The following is a 14,429-nucleotide window of genomic DNA, read 5'->3' on the forward strand; positions in this document are numbered from 1 at the left end:
CCTCATGGCGCATCGGAGTCCGGCATGAAGGTTCTTCTGATCGAGGACGATCGCTCTACCGCCGATTATGTCGGCGCGGGCCTGCGCGAGGAAGGGCATGAGATCGACCATGCGCCCGACGGCATGACCGGGTTCGAACTCGCCTGCACGCGCAGCTACGACGCGCTGGTGGTGGACCGGATGCTGCCGCGCCTCGACGGATTGTCGCTGGTGCGCGCGCTGCGCTCGGCCGGGCGCAACGCGCCCGTCCTCTTCCTCACCTCCGTCGGCGGGGTGGACGACCGGGTGGAGGGGCTGGAAGCGGGGGCGGACGATTATCTCCTGAAGCCTTTTGCCTTTTCGGAACTGATGGCGCGGCTCAACGCCCTGATGCGCCGCGCGCCGGGGCGACGGGAAGAGACCACGCTGGAAGTCGGAGACCTCAAGGTCAATCTCCTGTCGCGCTCCGTCTCGCGCGCAGGGACCTCGATCGAGCTTCAGCCGCGAGAATTCCGGCTCCTGGAATATATGATGCGCAATCGCGGCCGGGTGCTGACGCGCACCATGCTTCTGGAGCGGGTCTGGGATTTCCATTTCGACCCCAAGACCAATGTCGTGGAAACCCATGTCAGCCGGCTGCGCGCCAAGGTGGACCGGCCCTTCGCCAGCGAGATGATTCGCACCGTGCGCGGCTCGGGCTATCTTCTGGATGCGTGAGCGCGCGGGGGAGCGCGGCTCCGGCTTCTCGGTTCTGCGCACCACGACCTATCGGCTGGCGCTGGCCTATACGCTCATCTTCATTCTGGCGGTCGCGGCCATCATGGGACTCACCTACGCGGTCGCGACCCACGAAGTCCGCGGCATTTCGGTGCGCGAGATCGACCATGACATGGCCGTCTTCGAATCCGCCTTTCGCGAGGGCGGCGAGGCGGAACTGCGTCACAGCGTGCATGAGCGCTCGGAAGGCGCGCCGGGAGACAGTTTCTTTCTGCTTCTGGCCCCGGACGGCAGTTTCCTGGAGGGCAATATCCCGCCCGTGCTCTGGCGCGAGGGCTGGTACCAGCAATTCGTCGATGAGGAGGTGCTGCATCTCAGCCAGGATCTGATGGACGCCGCCGCGACCAATAGCGACGACGAGGTGAGGCTCTTCTCGTTCGGGCGCGAGATCGGGCCCTATCGGCTCATGGCCGGGCGCAACTCGCATGTGCTGCATGAAATCCAGGAGATCATGCTGGCCTGCCTGCTTCTGGGCTGCGTGGCGATCTCGCTGGTGGCCATGGTCAGCGCCTATGTGTTCAGCCGCGAGCCGGCGCGGCGGCTGAACGAGATCGCCGAGGTCACGCACAAGGTGGTCGCCGGGCGCTTCGAGCTTCGCCTGCCCGTGACGAAGCGGGGCGACGAGATCGACCGCCTGTCGGGCGACGTGAACCGGATGCTGTCGCGCATCGAGACGCTGATGGAGAGCCTGCGACAGGTCTCCACCGACATCGCGCACGATCTGCGCACGCCGCTCGCCCGGCTGCGCCAGCGGCTGGACACGATGGCCCGCCAGAGACCCGAGCCCGCTCGCTTCGAGCGCGCCATGGAAGAGGCGATCGAGGAAAGCGACACGATCATCGAGACCTTCAACGCGCTCCTGCGCATCGCGCAGGTCGAGGCCGGTGCACGCCGCGCGCGGTTTCGCCCGCTCGACCTTTCGAAGCTCGTGGACAATGTCTGCGACACCTATGGCGAGGTCGCGCTGGACGAGGGGCACAGGCTGGACCCGCGCATCGAGCCCGGTCTCACCATCCAGGGCGACGGCGAACTCCTGACGCAGCTTCTCGCCAATCTGATCGAAAACGCCATCCGCCATGTTCCAGCTCCGGCAAAGATCGAGGTCCGGCTCGGCGCGCAGGGCGGGGCCGTGATCCTGAGCGTGCGCGACGACGGGCCGGGCGTCCCGGCTGAGGAGCGGGAGGCGATCTTCCGCCGCCTTTATCGGCTCGACCGCAGCCGCACGACGCCCGGCACGGGGCTGGGCCTTGCCATGGTCAGCGCCATCGCGGACCTGCACGAGGCGAGGATCGATGTGTCGGACGGCGAACCCGGCCTTTGCGTGGCGCTTCTTTTCCCGCCGCTGACGGAACTCGGGGCGCTGCCTCGCGACGGGGCATGAAAAAAGACCGGCCCCCGAGGGAGCCGGCCTTTCGTCGGATCGAACGGAGAGAGCCGATCAGCCCTCGAAACGCTCCTTGCGCAGCGTGCCGTCGAAGTTCAGCTCCACCGTCACGTCGCGCCCGGTCTTGTCCTTGGCTTCCGCCGCGACATGGCGCGGGCCGGTCTCGTAGTCGCCGACATAGGTGTAGCCGAGCTTCTCGATCGCCGCCTTGGTGGCCGCTTCGTCCAGCGGGGCCACATAGGGCTCGCGCTCGGCGATGGCGTTGTTCTCGTCCACTTTCAGATCCCAGCGCTGGCCGGCGGCGTCCGTGGCGGTGAACTCGGCATGATGGCGCTTGGCGTCCACCAGCGTCACGTCCTTGTAGCCGGCATCCGCGAGGGACTTGGCGGCGGCGTCCTTGTCCACCGAGCCGAAGTCGAACCAGCGGCCGTCGCGCTCGGCACGCTCGCCCGGAGGCGGGGGCGGCGGGCCGTCATGGCCGGGGCCATGGCGACCGGGACCTCCCGGTCCCTCGCGGCCCGGCCCACCGCGCTCGGGGCCGTCCCGTCCCGGTCCATCCCGGCCGGGGCCGCGATCGGGGCGCGGGCGCTCCAGCGCCACGCGCTCGCCGCCGCCGACGCTGATCGCATCGGCGCGAACCTCGCCGCCCCGGAAGGCACCGTCGACGACGACCGTGTCGCCGATCTTTACCAGTGCGCCATTCTCGCCGCGCGGCCCGAGTTCCACCAGCGTGCGGCCGGTCGCGTCTTCCAGAACGAAGCGGTTGCCGAAGACATCAGTGACGCGCCCGTCGAGGCGGATCGTGTTCATGTCGCGCAATTCGTTCACCTTCACCGGGGTGGCTTGCGGCGCGGCCGGGGCCTGCGCATAGGCCAGCCCTGAGCCGGCCAGAACGGGCGCGGCGAGGGCTGCGAGAGCGAGGCGACGCTTGAGGGACAGCTTGTGGGGCATTTCGAAAGTCCTTTCCGTGTGGCGGATGGAGGCTTTTTACGAGACGCCACGAAACCCCTCCTGAACCACGCGGTTCAGGTTCCGTTCAGCCGCCGGGACTAGCGCGGAGGCTGGTGTGCAGCCGTAGAAAAGGGACGATCCGATGCGCGTGCTTCTTGTCGAGGACGATGCCGCTCTCGCCGGCGAGATCGCGGCGGCGCTGAGGGCCGAGAACTTCGCGGTGGATCACGCCGCCAATGGCGAGGACGGGCTGCATCTCGGCGACACCGAGCTTTACGACGCGGCGGTTCTCGATCTCGGCCTGCCCGATATGAGCGGCATCGAGGTGCTGCGCGGCTGGCGCGACGCCGCGCGCTCGCTGCCCGTTCTGATCCTGACAGCGCGGGACGGCTGGAGCGACAAGGTGCAGGGCTTCAAGGCCGGCGCCGACGATTATCTGGTGAAACCCTTTCGCGTCGAGGAACTGGTGATGCGCCTGCGCGCGCTGGTGCGCCGCTCGCGTGGCCATGCCGACGCGCGCATCACCTGCGGGCCGATCAGCTATGACGCACAGGTCGGCACGTTCGAGAAGGATGGCTTGCCGCTGAAGCTCACGGCGCTGGAATGGCGCGTTCTCTCCTGCCTCATGCTGCGCAAGGAGGTGGTGGTGCCACGCGCCGACCTGATTGAGCGCGTCTACGAGGGCGATGCGGAGGTGGATTCCAACTCGGTCGAGGTCATCATCGCGCGGCTTCGACGCAAGATCGGCCATGGCATGATCGAGACCTCGCGGGGCCTCGGCTACCGGCTGACGGCCGAAGGGGCGGGCGTGGCATGACGGCTCCGCACCCGCATCCCGAGGCGCATCCTCCCGGTGGCCCGCCGCCCGCGCATCGCGTGACCCACCGGCCTTTCTCTCGTCGGTTCGCCCGTCTGTTCGGCGGCTCGCTGCGCGCGCGCCTTGTTGCCTCGGCGGTACTCTTCGTGCTCGTCGCCATTCCGCTCACCGGGCTGGTGCTCGCGCATGTGCTCGAGGGCATCGTGCGGGCGGAGGTGGCGACGCGGCTCGACCTGCAACTTTCGACCCTGCGCACCGCGCTGACCGAGGGCGAGCGGCCACCGCCCCGCCCCGGCCGGCCGCGTGGCGACGCGCGGCCGGAGGGCGATCTCAACTTCGATCGGTTCGGCCCCGAACCCCCGCCGTTCAACGGGCCCGGCTCGGGCTGGTATTGGCGCATCCTCGTGGACGGACAGGAAATGGCCTCGTCGCGCTCGCTCGGACCCCGCAGTCTCGACATGGTCGATCCCGAGGAGGAGGACGGGCCGCCTCATCGCCTGCGCCCGGCTCAGGACGAGGACGGCCAAGCGCTTCTGGTGCGCTCGCTGCGGTTCGAGCGGGGCGGCAAGGACATCCGCATCGACGTGACGGCCCCGCGCGCTGCCTTGAACGCGCCCCTGCGCGATGCGATCCTCGCCGTGGCGTTGACGCTCGCAGGTCTCGGCCTCCTCTTGATCGGGGCGATCGTGTTTCAGGTGCGCTTCGGCCTTCTGCCGCTGGAGCATCTGCGCGGCGCGCTGAAGGCCGTGCGCGAGGGGCGGCGCGAGCGGATCGAGGGGCCGCAACCGGCCGAACTGAAGCCGCTGGTGGACGAGCTGAACGCGCTGATCGCGCAGGATGCCGCGCATCTACGTCAGGCGCGGCTGCATGTCGCCAATCTCGCCCATGGCCTGAAGACGCCGCTCGCCACCTTGAGCGCGGCCGCCGAGCGCCTCGACGCGGGCGAGCGGCAGGCCGAAATGCTGGGCCTCCTCGACCTCATGGACCGGCGCATTCGCCATCACCTGCGCCGTGCCCGCACGGCGGCGCTGGGCGGCACGCGCCGGCAGGCCGATGTAGCGCGCCACGGGCGCGATCTCGCCGCCATGCTCGATAAGTTCCGCGAAAACCAAGCCGTGCGCATCGAGGCGCGCCTGCCCGAGACGCTGCCGGCCGGCGTAGACGGGGAGGATCTCGACGAGATGCTCGGCAATCTTCTCGACAATGCCCGCCGCCATGCGCGCAGCCTCGTCACGTTCGACGCCGCAAGCCAGGGGCGCGAGGTGCTTATCCGCATCGGGGATGACGGGCCGGGCCTGTCGGAGGCCGAGATCGCGACCGTACGCCAGCCCGGCCGCCGGCTGGACGAAAGCCAGCCCGGCCACGGCTTCGGCATTCCGATCACGGCTGAGATCGCCGAGCTTTACGGTGGCCGGCTGGAGTTCGGCCGAGCAGGCGTGGGCGGGCTGGAAGCGCGGCTCGTGCTGCCGGCCGCGACCGTGGAGTGAGGCTGGCAGAATGACACCGGCGGATGCCGAGACGGCAAGCGCGCGCCTCAGTCGCTGTCGGGGGCGCGGGGCTTGTCCGGTGCCGTGTTCGCCGCAGGACGATGGCTCAGACGGCGGAGCTTGCCGCGCCAGGAGCGCAGGCGGCCATAAAGCGCCTCGTTGCTTTTCAGTCGCGCGCGCAGTTCTTCGGCGCCCTTGTCGGCCAGGGCCATGGCGTGGCCGCGCAAGGAATAAACCTCTTCCAGACGGAAGAAGGGCCGACTCAAAGCCCCCACGCTTTGCTTGTAGCTCTGGCCACCGACCGAGAAGTCGAAATAGGTGACACCCTCGCGGCAGGCCTGTTCGATGGCCAGGCTGATCATGAAGAGGCCGGGCGCGGTGTTGCGTGCGCGCTCGTCATCCATGGCGATCAGAATGCCATGGGCCACGTCCCGATGGACCAGGTTCAGCATCAGCGCCAGGCAATCGCCATCCAGTTTGAGGCCGATAACCTGCGCCGAGCCGCCGGAAAGCCCCTCGTGAGCCGCCTGCCGGTAGAACTGGCCGTAGGCCGGGCTCGACAGAATGTCGAAGCGCCCGAGTTTACGAAACCGTGCGAGCCGCAGATGCAGCAGCTCGTCCATCATAGCGTCCACCTCGGCCGGCGTTCGAGCCACTTCGAAGCTCAGCGTGCCCAACGCCTCCAGCCGTCGCCGCGTCTTGCCCACCTGCTTGACGAAGGACGGGCGGAAGACCCTGGCCGCCAGCGTGTCGGCGGGGCCGGGTGTTGCCATGCCGGATACCGATAGCGCCGAATCCTGAATTCCATCGACGAGCGCCAGCGGGTTGGGAATGCCGGGCACGATCTCGTGCGGGATCGAATCGAGCCGCAGCCGGTCCGCCTTCGGCAATGCGGCACGGATCGCCAGCCAGAAGCGCCGGGCCTCCTCGGCCGTGTAGGCGACGGGCTGGGCAAGGACCGGCGCGGTATAGTCGCACACGCCCGCGCTGAGAGGCACGATCTCCGTCAGGCCCGCCTTGCGCCTGATCGCCAGCGGCAGGAGCAGGATCGGCGCGCCGCTCACCGCGTCGCGCAGTTCCACGATGAGAGGTTCGGACTTGTCCAGCGCCAGAAGATGTTCCACCACCAGCGCCATCCAGCCATAGCGCTGATGGGCGTTGCAGACGCCCTGCGCTTCGCAGGCGAGCCAGAGATCGCGGACAGGCGCGAGGTCGCGGTGAAGCCGTGCGACGGGCGCGAGGGCGACCGGCGCGCTTGGGGGAAGGGAGCGCTCATCCATGCGATCGGCCCGAGAGGAAGCGGAGGGAGAAGGGGCGGCCGGCCTCGCGCGAGGCGAGGCGACGGCTGACGGCCGCCCAGGAGAGAACGGCCACCAGAATCTCGGACGCGGCCGCGCCCGCCAGCACCCAGTCCGGCGGAGCCAGCAGAAGCAGCGCCACGATCAAGGCCATGCCGAAAGCGGCCGCGATGCCGGTCGTCAGCGCGACCGTGCCGAAATCGCCCAGCGATTCCAGCGTGATGCGCGGCATGACGTAGAGCATGGTGGTGAAGTAGATCGCCCAGGAAAACAGCCCGATCAGCCAGCCGTCGGCATGGGCGAGAACGTCGGATTTCACGAAGGGCAGAACCGCCAGAACCAGCCCGCCATAGGCAAGGCCGACCAGCCCGAGCCCCAGCGTCCACAAGCCCATCAGCCGCCAGACAGCGGCATCGTCGCGCCGGACGAGACGCGCGATTTCAGGCTGCACCATATTGGCGATCGCACCCGCCACGATGCGCAGCGGCGTGAAGAAGACGAGCACGGCCGCGATCGGCGCATAGGCGGCGGGGCCGGCGAAGCTTGCCACCAGGAGCGCCATGGCTTGGCCTTGAAGCGTCACCGTGGTCGCGCTCAGCGCCGACCAGCGCACGGAGCGCCAGAGGCCGAGCCAGCGCCGGCGCATACTGGCGCGCAGCGTGAAGCGGATCGGCCGGCGCATTCCCAAGAGCATGATGGCGACGCCGAGCGCGTTGGTCACGGCGAGCGCCAGAAAGGTCTCGTGCAGAAGGTCGCCCCCGCGCCAGACCACGAAACCCGTGGCGAGAACGCTGAAAGCCGTGAAGCCGAGATCGCTCAGCGCCACGAGGCCCGGCCGGCCCAGCGCGAAATTGCTGACGCGCAGATGGCTGCGGAACGACCAGAACAGCACGAAGATGCCGACCGAGCCGATTTCCGTCGCGTCCCAGGCGAGCATCAGGAGGATGGTCAGGACGCTGATCGCCACCGACAGGACGAAAGCCCCCGACGCGAAGCTGACGTCATAGGCATGGGCGCGGTGACGCCCGCTTTCCCGCCCGATCCAAATCGAGGCGGGAACGGCGGTGAGCGAACGGACATAGGTGATCGCGACGCCGCCCATGACCATGGCGAGCGCGAACAGCCCGTAGCTTTCGGCCGACAGCCGATGCAGGAGCAGGATGTTCAGCGCGAAATGAAAGGCGCTTTGCATCGCCTCGCCGCCGATCATCATCACGAGGCGCCGCGCCAGCGGGAGGAGGCGTCTCATGCCGCGCTCCGCCTGGAAGGGGCCGACGCCTGCCGGCGTGCTAGATTGGCCCTGAGAACGCCTGTCAACGCCTCGGCCGCCGTCGCTTGGGAGAAGAGCCGCTCGAACCGCGTGCGGCCGGCCTCAGCGAAGGCGGGGAGAGGGGAGGGGTCGGCGAGGATCGCCTCGATCCGCGCGGCGAGCGCGGCCGGATCGCCCGGCGGCACGACCCAGCCGGTGCGCCCGTCCTCCACCGTTTCGCCGAGGCCGCCGATATCGGAGACGATGGGCGGGCGGCCATAGGCCTGCGCCTCGATCGCCACGCGCCCGAGCGACTCGGGCAAACGCGAAGGAACCACAACGATGTCGGCCCAGCGGTAATGCTCGGCCGGGTCCGGCACGAAGGGAAGCAGGCGAACGACGGAGTCCAGCCCCGCTGCCGCGATGCGCCGCTCCAGCTCGATCTCGGGCGCGCGCGTCTCGAAGGCGCTGCCGACGATGCGCACCGACAGGCGCGCGCGAGAAGGGGGCGGCAGGAGGGCGAGCGCGTCGAGCAGGACTTCCTGCCCCTTGATGCGGTTGATGCGCCCCAGCATCAGGAGATGCAGCTGGCCTTCGGCGGCGGCCTTGACCGGCTGCGTGTCGGCCTCCAGCGCCACGCCGTTATAGATCACGTGGCTCCGTTGGCCGGCGAGGCCGGGATAGGTGCGCTTGGTCGCCTGCGAGTTGAAGATGATCTCCGCCCCGCTCCAGCGCAGGAGGGCGCGGAGCACCTTCAACGCCCCGCCTTCGGGGATTTCGTGCACATGGATGATCGTCTTGGCCTTGAACAGGCGAGCGACCAGCGTGTGGTCGAAGACCACGGCGGTGTTGATATAGACGAGGTCGGCCGCGCGCAGCCGCTTCAGGGCGCGCCAGAGCGCGCGGGGCAGGTCGATCGCGGCGGTCGCGATCAGCTGTGGCAGCGAATGCCGGCGCAGGACCCAGAGCGGCTCGATCACCAGGGCGAAGCCTTCCTTGCGCAGCGCCTCGGCGAGCGGCCCTTCGCGCGGGAGCACGATTTCGATCTCGGCATGGGGAAAGGCGGAACGGATCGCGCGCAGGCTCTCGATGAAGCTGCGGTCCGACCCGTAAAGCTCGTAGCCTTGATGAATGCAGGAAATGCGCATGGCCCATCGCCCCTGCGCCCGGCGGTCGCCCACCTTGGCGCTGGTCCCTCGCCACATGCCCGAAAGGAAGGTCGGAACATGCAGCCGCAGGACAATCATAATCAGAATTTAGCCATTCCGATCTAATCCAAGAGCGGTGCAGATTGTGTGAACGACGTGGGTGGGCAATGGGCGGCTGGGCTCAACTTTCGAATGATGGCGTCGAAGGCCCGTCCCATGCCGAGGATTCGTCGGTTGAACTCGGCGAACTCAAGGGAATTCTGGTCCATCGGCGCGGCCTGATCCTCGGAACAGCGGTGCTTCTGGCCGTGTTGGCGCTCGTCTACGGTCTCGTGACGCCGCCGCTCTACAGCGCCACCGCCGAAATCCTGATCGACCCGCGCGACCGGCAGATCGTCAGCAACGCCATCAACCCGAGCACGCTGTCGCCCGATGGCGGCATCACGCAGGTCGAGAGCCAGGTCGCGGTGGTGCAGTCGAATTCCGTGCTCCTGCGCGCCATCGAAACGGCGAATCTCACCGCCGACCCTCATTTCAACCGGGTGAGTTTCCTGTCCCGCTTGAAGGCCCGGTTGATGGGGCAGCCTCTGGACACGGAGCGCACGCAGGACGAGGCCAAAGCTCGCACGCTCGACCAGCTGCGCCGCAATCTGTCGGTCAAACGCGCCGACAAGGTTCTGGTGATCGACGTGACGGTGACGGCGCAAGAGCCGGCAGAGGCCGCACGCCTCGCCAATATCATCGCCGATTCCTATCTCGCCGATCAGAGCGACGCCCGCGCCGACGCCTCCCGCGAGGCGGCCGGAGCGCTGACGGCGCGCCTTGCCGAGCAGCGGGCCGCCGTGCAGGCGGCCGAGGACGCGGTGGAAAAATACCGCAACGACAACAATCTGATCAGCGCCGGCGGCGTGCTCGTGTCCGATCAGGCGCTGGCCGATATCAATACGCAGCTGGCCAATGCGCGCAACGTGACCGCCTATCAGAAGGCGCGGGTGGACCAGATCCAGTCGATCATCGCCTCGGGCCGCACGCCCGACGCCACGGGCGAGGTGATGCGTTCCACGGTGATCTCCAGCCTGCGCGACCGCGAGGCCGCGCTCGACCAGCGCATTTCCGAAATGACGCTCCAGCTCGGCGCGCGCCACCCGACGCTCCAGGCCGCCCAAGCGCAGAAGGTCGGCATCGAGCGCCAGATCCGAACCGAGCTCGCCCGCATCGCCCAATCCGCCACGGCCGACTACAATTGGGCCAAGGCGGCGGAAGATGAGTTGAAGACCCGTCAGGCGACATTGGAAAGCCAGACGCGCGCCACCGATCAGGTGCAGGTTCGCCTGCGCGAGCTGGAGCGGGACCGGGATGCCGTGCGCGAGGTCTATGCCAATTACCTCAAGCGCAGCCAGGAGGTGCGCGAGCAGTCCAATATCGACAGCACCAACGCGCGCGTGATCAGCCGGGCCATCGTGCCGATCGACAAGAAGGGGCCGCCGACGCCGCTTCTGGCGGTGGCCGGCTTCTTCGGCGGGCTTGGCCTTGGCGCGGCGCTGGCGCTGCTGGTGGAATACGCCTCGCCGACCGCCTTGTCGGAGCGTCAGGTGCGCCAAGCCGCCGGCGCGCCGGTTCTGGCCGTTCTGCCGGGCTCGATCCTGCGGGGTCGCCAGCCTGTCCGCTCCGGGCGCCGCGCGCGCAATCTGTCCGGCCTTCTGGGGCTGGTGCTGCGGCGTCTTTCCACCAGCCGCCGGGAACGGCGCTCGCCGGTTTCCGTGGTGCTGCTTTGCTCGGCCGAGGCGGATGCGCGGGCGCGCGGGCGCGTGGCGAGCGAACTGGCCGCCACGGCCGCTTCGCGCGGGGAGCGGGTGCTGCTGATCGACGCCGATCTGATGCACAGCCGCGCTCAGGGGCCGGCCGGGTTGATCGACGTTCTGTCGGGCGAAAGCCGCCTGTCGAACGCCGTGCAGGATTGCTACGACGATCAGGTCCGCTTCATGGCCATCGGTGGCGACCGGGCCGTTCTGAAGGAGCGGGATGCGCTGCGCTTCACCGAGCGGCTCTGGATGGACGCAGCCGACAGTTTCGACATCGTGGTGGTCGACGCCGGCGATCTCACGACCAATCTGCGCGCCTCCGCGCTGGTCGCCACAGCCGAGGACATTCTGGTGGTCGCCCGACTGCGCTCGACCCCGCTCGAAGCGATCCGGGCGCAGGCGACGGCTGCCGGCGTCATGGGCCGCGATCTCTCCGGCGCGCTCGTGATCGGCGCGGGGCGCTGACATGTCGTTGCGCGGAGCGCCCTCCGCCGGCCTGCCGCGCGCAGGGCTCGGGGCGCACGCGCGCGAGGCGAGCCCTGCGCGCCTCGACCCACTCTCGCGTTGGGGCATTCTCGCCATCGTCCTGGCGCTGTTCACCCTGTCGGGCGGCGTCCTCTGGTATGCCGGCTATAATTACGACGGGCTGATGGGCAGCGCGCTGACCAAGCTGCACCCCGCCACCTATCTGACGCTCTGTGTGCTCGGCTGGCGCGCCTGCGCCTTCGGCAATCCGTTCGGCTATCTCGCCCATGTCGGGCGTCTGCGACCCGCCTCGCTGCTTCTGGTGCTGATCTCGGTGGGCGCGCTCGTCTCGGTGATTCTGCGCCAGCGCCCCAACATGGCCGGGCTGGTGGACACGTTCCTTGCCGCCGGCCTCTTGGGCCTGCTTCTGGCGGACATGGACGAGCGGCTGCGCCGACAGATGGAGATGCTGCTTCACGGCGTGATGACCGTGAACGGACTGATGGCGCTGTTCGAATTCGCCACCAAGATCCTGATCTTTCCCTATCGATTCGACGGCGAGACCTTTCCGACCGATCTGCGATCGGCCGCGCTTCAAGGCCATCCGCTGGTCAACGCGACGCTGGCGGCCTGCTACGTGCTGGCGCTGATGAGCGGCGCGCGGCAGATGTCCACCCCGGTTCGCCTCGGCCTCATCCTTCTGCAACTGGCCGCCATGGTGGCCTTTGGCGGACGCACCGCCATCGTCACGGTTCTGGCGCTCGGCCTCTCCTACGGGCTCTGGCATAGCTTCGGGATGGTCCGGCGTCGGCGCATTCATCTGATGGCGGCGGCGCTGATTCTCCTGGGGCTCTGTCTGGTGCCGGTGGCGCTGGCCGTTCTGATCTCGGGCGGCTTCTTCGACGATCTGCTCGGCCGCTTCGTGTCGGACGGCGGCAGCGCCAACGCGCGCGTCGAGATGTTCGGCCTGTTCCAGCATTTTTCGCTGCCCGATCTTCTGATCGGCCCCGATGTCGAACTCCTGGAAAGCCTTCGGCGCATTTCGGGCCTGGAATGGGGCATCGAGAATCCGATCATCCGCATGATGCTCTATCAGGGGGCCTTCTTCATGGCTCTGATGTTCGTCGGCTTCGCCCTCTTTATGCGCGAGATAGCGCGGGGCCGGGCGGGAAGCTGGCTGCCGATGATCGCTTGGCTGATCCTGATCAACGGTTCGGAGAGCTTGGCCTCGAAAACGACGCTCATGTCGAAATTCGCGGTGATACTTCTCTGTCTTTACCGAACAGGAGAGCGGGACCGATCGATGGTTTCCCCTCTTCAGCCCCGTCCCGTCATCAGGCACTGAGCGAGATCATCGGCGTCTGCGATAGTTGGTGGAATGGCCAAGCCCTTCGATATGCTGGGCTCGCAGAAGCTGATGGCAGAAAGAATACCGTGCATGGGTGATCTTTAACCTGCTTCCGTTAGCGTCACTGATAAATCACAAGAGAGTGAGCGGATCGGGGTCTGATGCCTCGATAGCCGCTTGTTCTCGATGACTTCGAACGGTGAGGAGTGGCGCCGCTTGCGGATCGTCCTGCATGTGAACGAGGCGGACCTTCGCCAGTGGCATGAGTTGCTGCTGGAGCGTCTTGCCGCGCTTCCCGGTTGCTCCGTCGAACTGGCTTTGTCGCACGGGCTATCGCACGTGCCCGCCGGAACCCATGCGCTGTTCCAGCTCGAATCCGTGCTGCACGGCCTGCCGCCTCGGCGCTTGTCGGCGACGATCGCGCCCTCTGCCTTGGCTGCTATCTCGCGCAAGAGCGCGACACCGGCCGATCTCGCCATCGACCTGTCGGGTGACGCGCAGCCGGACGCCGACCGGATTTGGCGTCTGGCCTTCAACGGCGCGGCGGGGGAGGGCGGGCTGCTCGCCGCGATCCTCGCCAACGAGCCGATCCTGGCCGAGATCGTGGAAGACGGGCGCGCGATTGCGCAAGGCCGGCTCGGGACGGAATATCCCGGTGTCGCGCTCGCCACGTTCGAGGACGTTCTCGCCCGCGCGATCACCCTGATCACCGCCTGCGTCCAAACGGGCGGGCCGGGCGCGCTGCCGGTTCTACCGGACGAGGCACCGCGCGCCGCCATCGGCGCCGGGCGGCCGCTGCCTGAGCGTGCGCTGCGCGCGACTGTTGGCGCGGTGCTCCGGCGCATCTATCGCCTGTGCTATCGCACGCCTCATTGGCGCGTCGGCTGGCGGCGATGCGAAGGCGGCGATCTGTTCGACCTGAAAGCCCATCCGGCCTCGGGCTGGATCGATCTCAAGGACGACGGCAAGCGGTTCTATGCCGACCCCTTTCCGATCGAGGCGGACGGGGCGGTCACGCTCTTCGTCGAGGATTACGTCCATTCTCTTGGCAAGGGGCTGATCTCGGCCGTGCGCTTCGGCCCCGACGGGCCTGTTGGAGCGCCGGTTCCTGTCATGGAACAGGATTGCCACCTGTCCTATCCCTTCGTCTTCGAGCGCGAAGGCGAGATTTGGATGATCCCCGAAACCAACCAGCGCGGTACGATCGAGCTGTTCCGCGCCACCGCCTTTCCGGGCGGCTGGGTGCGCGAATCCGTGCTGGTGAGCGGCCTGTCGGCCAGCGACGCGACGCTGGTGGAGAAGGACGGGTTGTTCTGGCTCTTCGCCACGGTGCGCGACGGCGGCGGGGCCTTTTCGGACGCGCTGCATCTCTGGTCCGCTCCCGATTTCCGCGGTCCCTGGACGGCCCATCCCCGGAACCCCGTGCTGATCGACATCGCCTCGGCCCGGCCTGCCGGGCGCATGGTCTGGCGCGACGGCGCGCTGTGGCGGCCGGTGCAGGATTGCCGCCGGGGCTATGGCGCGGCCATGGGGCTCGCCAAGGTTCTGCGCCTCGACGCGGACGGCTTCGAGCAGAGCGTGGAAACGCTTCTCACGCCCGGCCCGCTCTGGCCCGGCCGACGCTTGCATAGCCTGAACCGCGCTGGTTCTTTTGAGTTTATCGACGGGTCCGGGACGGCGCCGCGCTGGTCCTGACCTGGATTGTCCAACGAGGCTTGAAGCCC

At 68.1% G+C, this 14,429-nt stretch carries 11 protein-coding genes; 7 read left to right on the top strand and 4 right to left on the bottom strand.

Annotated elements, in window-relative coordinates; genetic code table 11:
- Positions 1 to 24: 24 nt before the first annotated feature.
- Together AUL36_RS19380 and AUL36_RS19385 are read left to right on the top strand one after the other, a co-directional pair.
- Entirely contained in the window at positions 25 to 696 is a 672-nt protein-coding gene (locus AUL36_RS19380) for a response regulator transcription factor (RefSeq protein WP_058600026.1), read from the top strand.
- On the top strand, positions 689 to 2,137 hold the full coding sequence (locus AUL36_RS19385; RefSeq protein WP_062223395.1) for a sensor histidine kinase: 1,449 nt from the start codon (positions 689 to 691) through the stop codon (positions 2,135 to 2,137). Before AUL36_RS19380 ends, AUL36_RS19385 begins: the two co-directional genes overlap by 8 nt.
- Positions 2,138 to 2,194: 57 nt before the next feature.
- On the opposite strand, the gene AUL36_RS19390 is transcribed toward AUL36_RS19385, so the two are convergent.
- On the bottom strand, positions 2,195 to 3,091 hold the full coding sequence (locus AUL36_RS19390; RefSeq protein ID WP_062223398.1) for a hypothetical protein: 897 nt from the start codon (positions 3,089 to 3,091) through the stop codon (positions 2,195 to 2,197).
- A gap of 142 nt (positions 3,092 to 3,233) precedes the next feature.
- Between AUL36_RS19390 and AUL36_RS19395 the strand changes: the two genes are divergently transcribed.
- Together AUL36_RS19395 and AUL36_RS19400 are read left to right on the top strand one after the other, a co-directional pair.
- Complete coding sequence (locus tag AUL36_RS19395; protein WP_062223400.1) at positions 3,234 to 3,908, top strand: response regulator transcription factor; 675 nt, start codon at positions 3,234 to 3,236, stop codon at positions 3,906 to 3,908.
- Complete coding sequence (locus AUL36_RS19400; protein WP_062223402.1) at positions 3,905 to 5,395, top strand: sensor histidine kinase; 1,491 nt, start codon at positions 3,905 to 3,907, stop codon at positions 5,393 to 5,395. The genes AUL36_RS19395 and AUL36_RS19400 overlap by 4 nt, the downstream gene beginning before the upstream one ends.
- Positions 5,396 to 5,442: 47 nt before the next feature.
- Here the strand turns inward: AUL36_RS19400 and AUL36_RS19405 are convergent, their stop codons facing one another.
- Genes AUL36_RS19405 through AUL36_RS19415 form a run of 3 tightly spaced genes read right to left on the bottom strand, consistent with a single transcriptional unit; the run spans position 5,443 to position 9,090 of the window.
- Positions 5,443 to 6,675 (bottom strand): GNAT family N-acetyltransferase, encoded by a 1,233-nt coding sequence (locus AUL36_RS19405; RefSeq protein ID WP_062223404.1) that lies wholly within the window; start codon positions 6,673 to 6,675, stop codon positions 5,443 to 5,445.
- Positions 6,668 to 7,942 (bottom strand): hypothetical protein, encoded by a 1,275-nt coding sequence (locus tag AUL36_RS19410; protein WP_062223406.1) that lies wholly within the window; start codon positions 7,940 to 7,942, stop codon positions 6,668 to 6,670. The genes AUL36_RS19405 and AUL36_RS19410 overlap by 8 nt, the downstream gene beginning before the upstream one ends.
- Complete coding sequence (locus AUL36_RS19415; RefSeq protein WP_062223487.1) at positions 7,939 to 9,090, bottom strand: glycosyltransferase family 4 protein; 1,152 nt, start codon at positions 9,088 to 9,090, stop codon at positions 7,939 to 7,941. Before AUL36_RS19415 ends, AUL36_RS19410 begins: the two co-directional genes overlap by 4 nt.
- 167 nt (positions 9,091 to 9,257) lie before the next feature.
- On the opposite strand from AUL36_RS19415, the gene AUL36_RS19420 reads away from it, so the two are divergent.
- From AUL36_RS19420 to AUL36_RS19430, 3 genes are all read left to right on the top strand, one after another.
- Complete coding sequence (locus AUL36_RS19420) at positions 9,258 to 11,357, top strand: GumC family protein (RefSeq protein WP_062223408.1); 2,100 nt, start codon at positions 9,258 to 9,260, stop codon at positions 11,355 to 11,357.
- 1 nt (position 11,358) lies between these two features.
- Entirely contained in the window at positions 11,359 to 12,702 is a 1,344-nt protein-coding gene (locus AUL36_RS19425; RefSeq protein ID WP_192843869.1) for a VpsF family polysaccharide biosynthesis protein, read from the top strand.
- A gap of 219 nt (positions 12,703 to 12,921) precedes the next feature.
- Positions 12,922 to 14,400, top strand: coding sequence for a glucosamine inositolphosphorylceramide transferase family protein (locus AUL36_RS19430; RefSeq protein ID WP_062223489.1), 1,479 nt, complete (start codon positions 12,922 to 12,924; stop codon positions 14,398 to 14,400).
- The last annotated feature ends 29 nt before the right edge of the window (positions 14,401 to 14,429 follow it).

Origin of the sequence: Aureimonas sp. D3 (assembly GCF_001463805.1) — a bacterium.
Taxonomy (GTDB): domain Bacteria; phylum Pseudomonadota; class Alphaproteobacteria; order Rhizobiales; family Rhizobiaceae; genus Aureimonas; species Aureimonas ureilytica_A.

What these genes read in the sequence shown, in the direction of transcription:
- AUL36_RS19380 (WP_058600026.1), top strand. Translation starts at nt 25, where the DNA reads ATGAAGGTTCTTCTGATCGAGGACGATCGCTCTACCGCCGATTATGTC.
- AUL36_RS19385 (WP_062223395.1), top strand. Translation starts at nt 689, where the DNA reads ATGCGTGAGCGCGCGGGGGAGCGCGGCTCCGGCTTCTCGGTTCTGCGC.
- AUL36_RS19390 (WP_062223398.1), bottom strand. Translation starts at nt 3,091, where the DNA reads ATGCCCCACAAGCTGTCCCTCAAGCGTCGCCTCGCTCTCGCAGCCCTC.
- AUL36_RS19395 (WP_062223400.1), top strand. Translation starts at nt 3,234, where the DNA reads ATGCGCGTGCTTCTTGTCGAGGACGATGCCGCTCTCGCCGGCGAGATC.
- AUL36_RS19400 (WP_062223402.1), top strand. Translation starts at nt 3,905, where the DNA reads ATGACGGCTCCGCACCCGCATCCCGAGGCGCATCCTCCCGGTGGCCCG.
- AUL36_RS19405 (WP_062223404.1), bottom strand. Translation starts at nt 6,675, where the DNA reads ATGGATGAGCGCTCCCTTCCCCCAAGCGCGCCGGTCGCCCTCGCGCCC.
- AUL36_RS19410 (WP_062223406.1), bottom strand. Translation starts at nt 7,942, where the DNA reads ATGAGACGCCTCCTCCCGCTGGCGCGGCGCCTCGTGATGATGATCGGC.
- AUL36_RS19415 (WP_062223487.1), bottom strand. Translation starts at nt 9,090, where the DNA reads ATGCGCATTTCCTGCATTCATCAAGGCTACGAGCTTTACGGGTCGGAC.
- AUL36_RS19420 (WP_062223408.1), top strand. Translation starts at nt 9,258, where the DNA reads ATGGGCGGCTGGGCTCAACTTTCGAATGATGGCGTCGAAGGCCCGTCC.
- AUL36_RS19425 (WP_192843869.1), top strand. Translation starts at nt 11,359, where the DNA reads ATGTCGTTGCGCGGAGCGCCCTCCGCCGGCCTGCCGCGCGCAGGGCTC.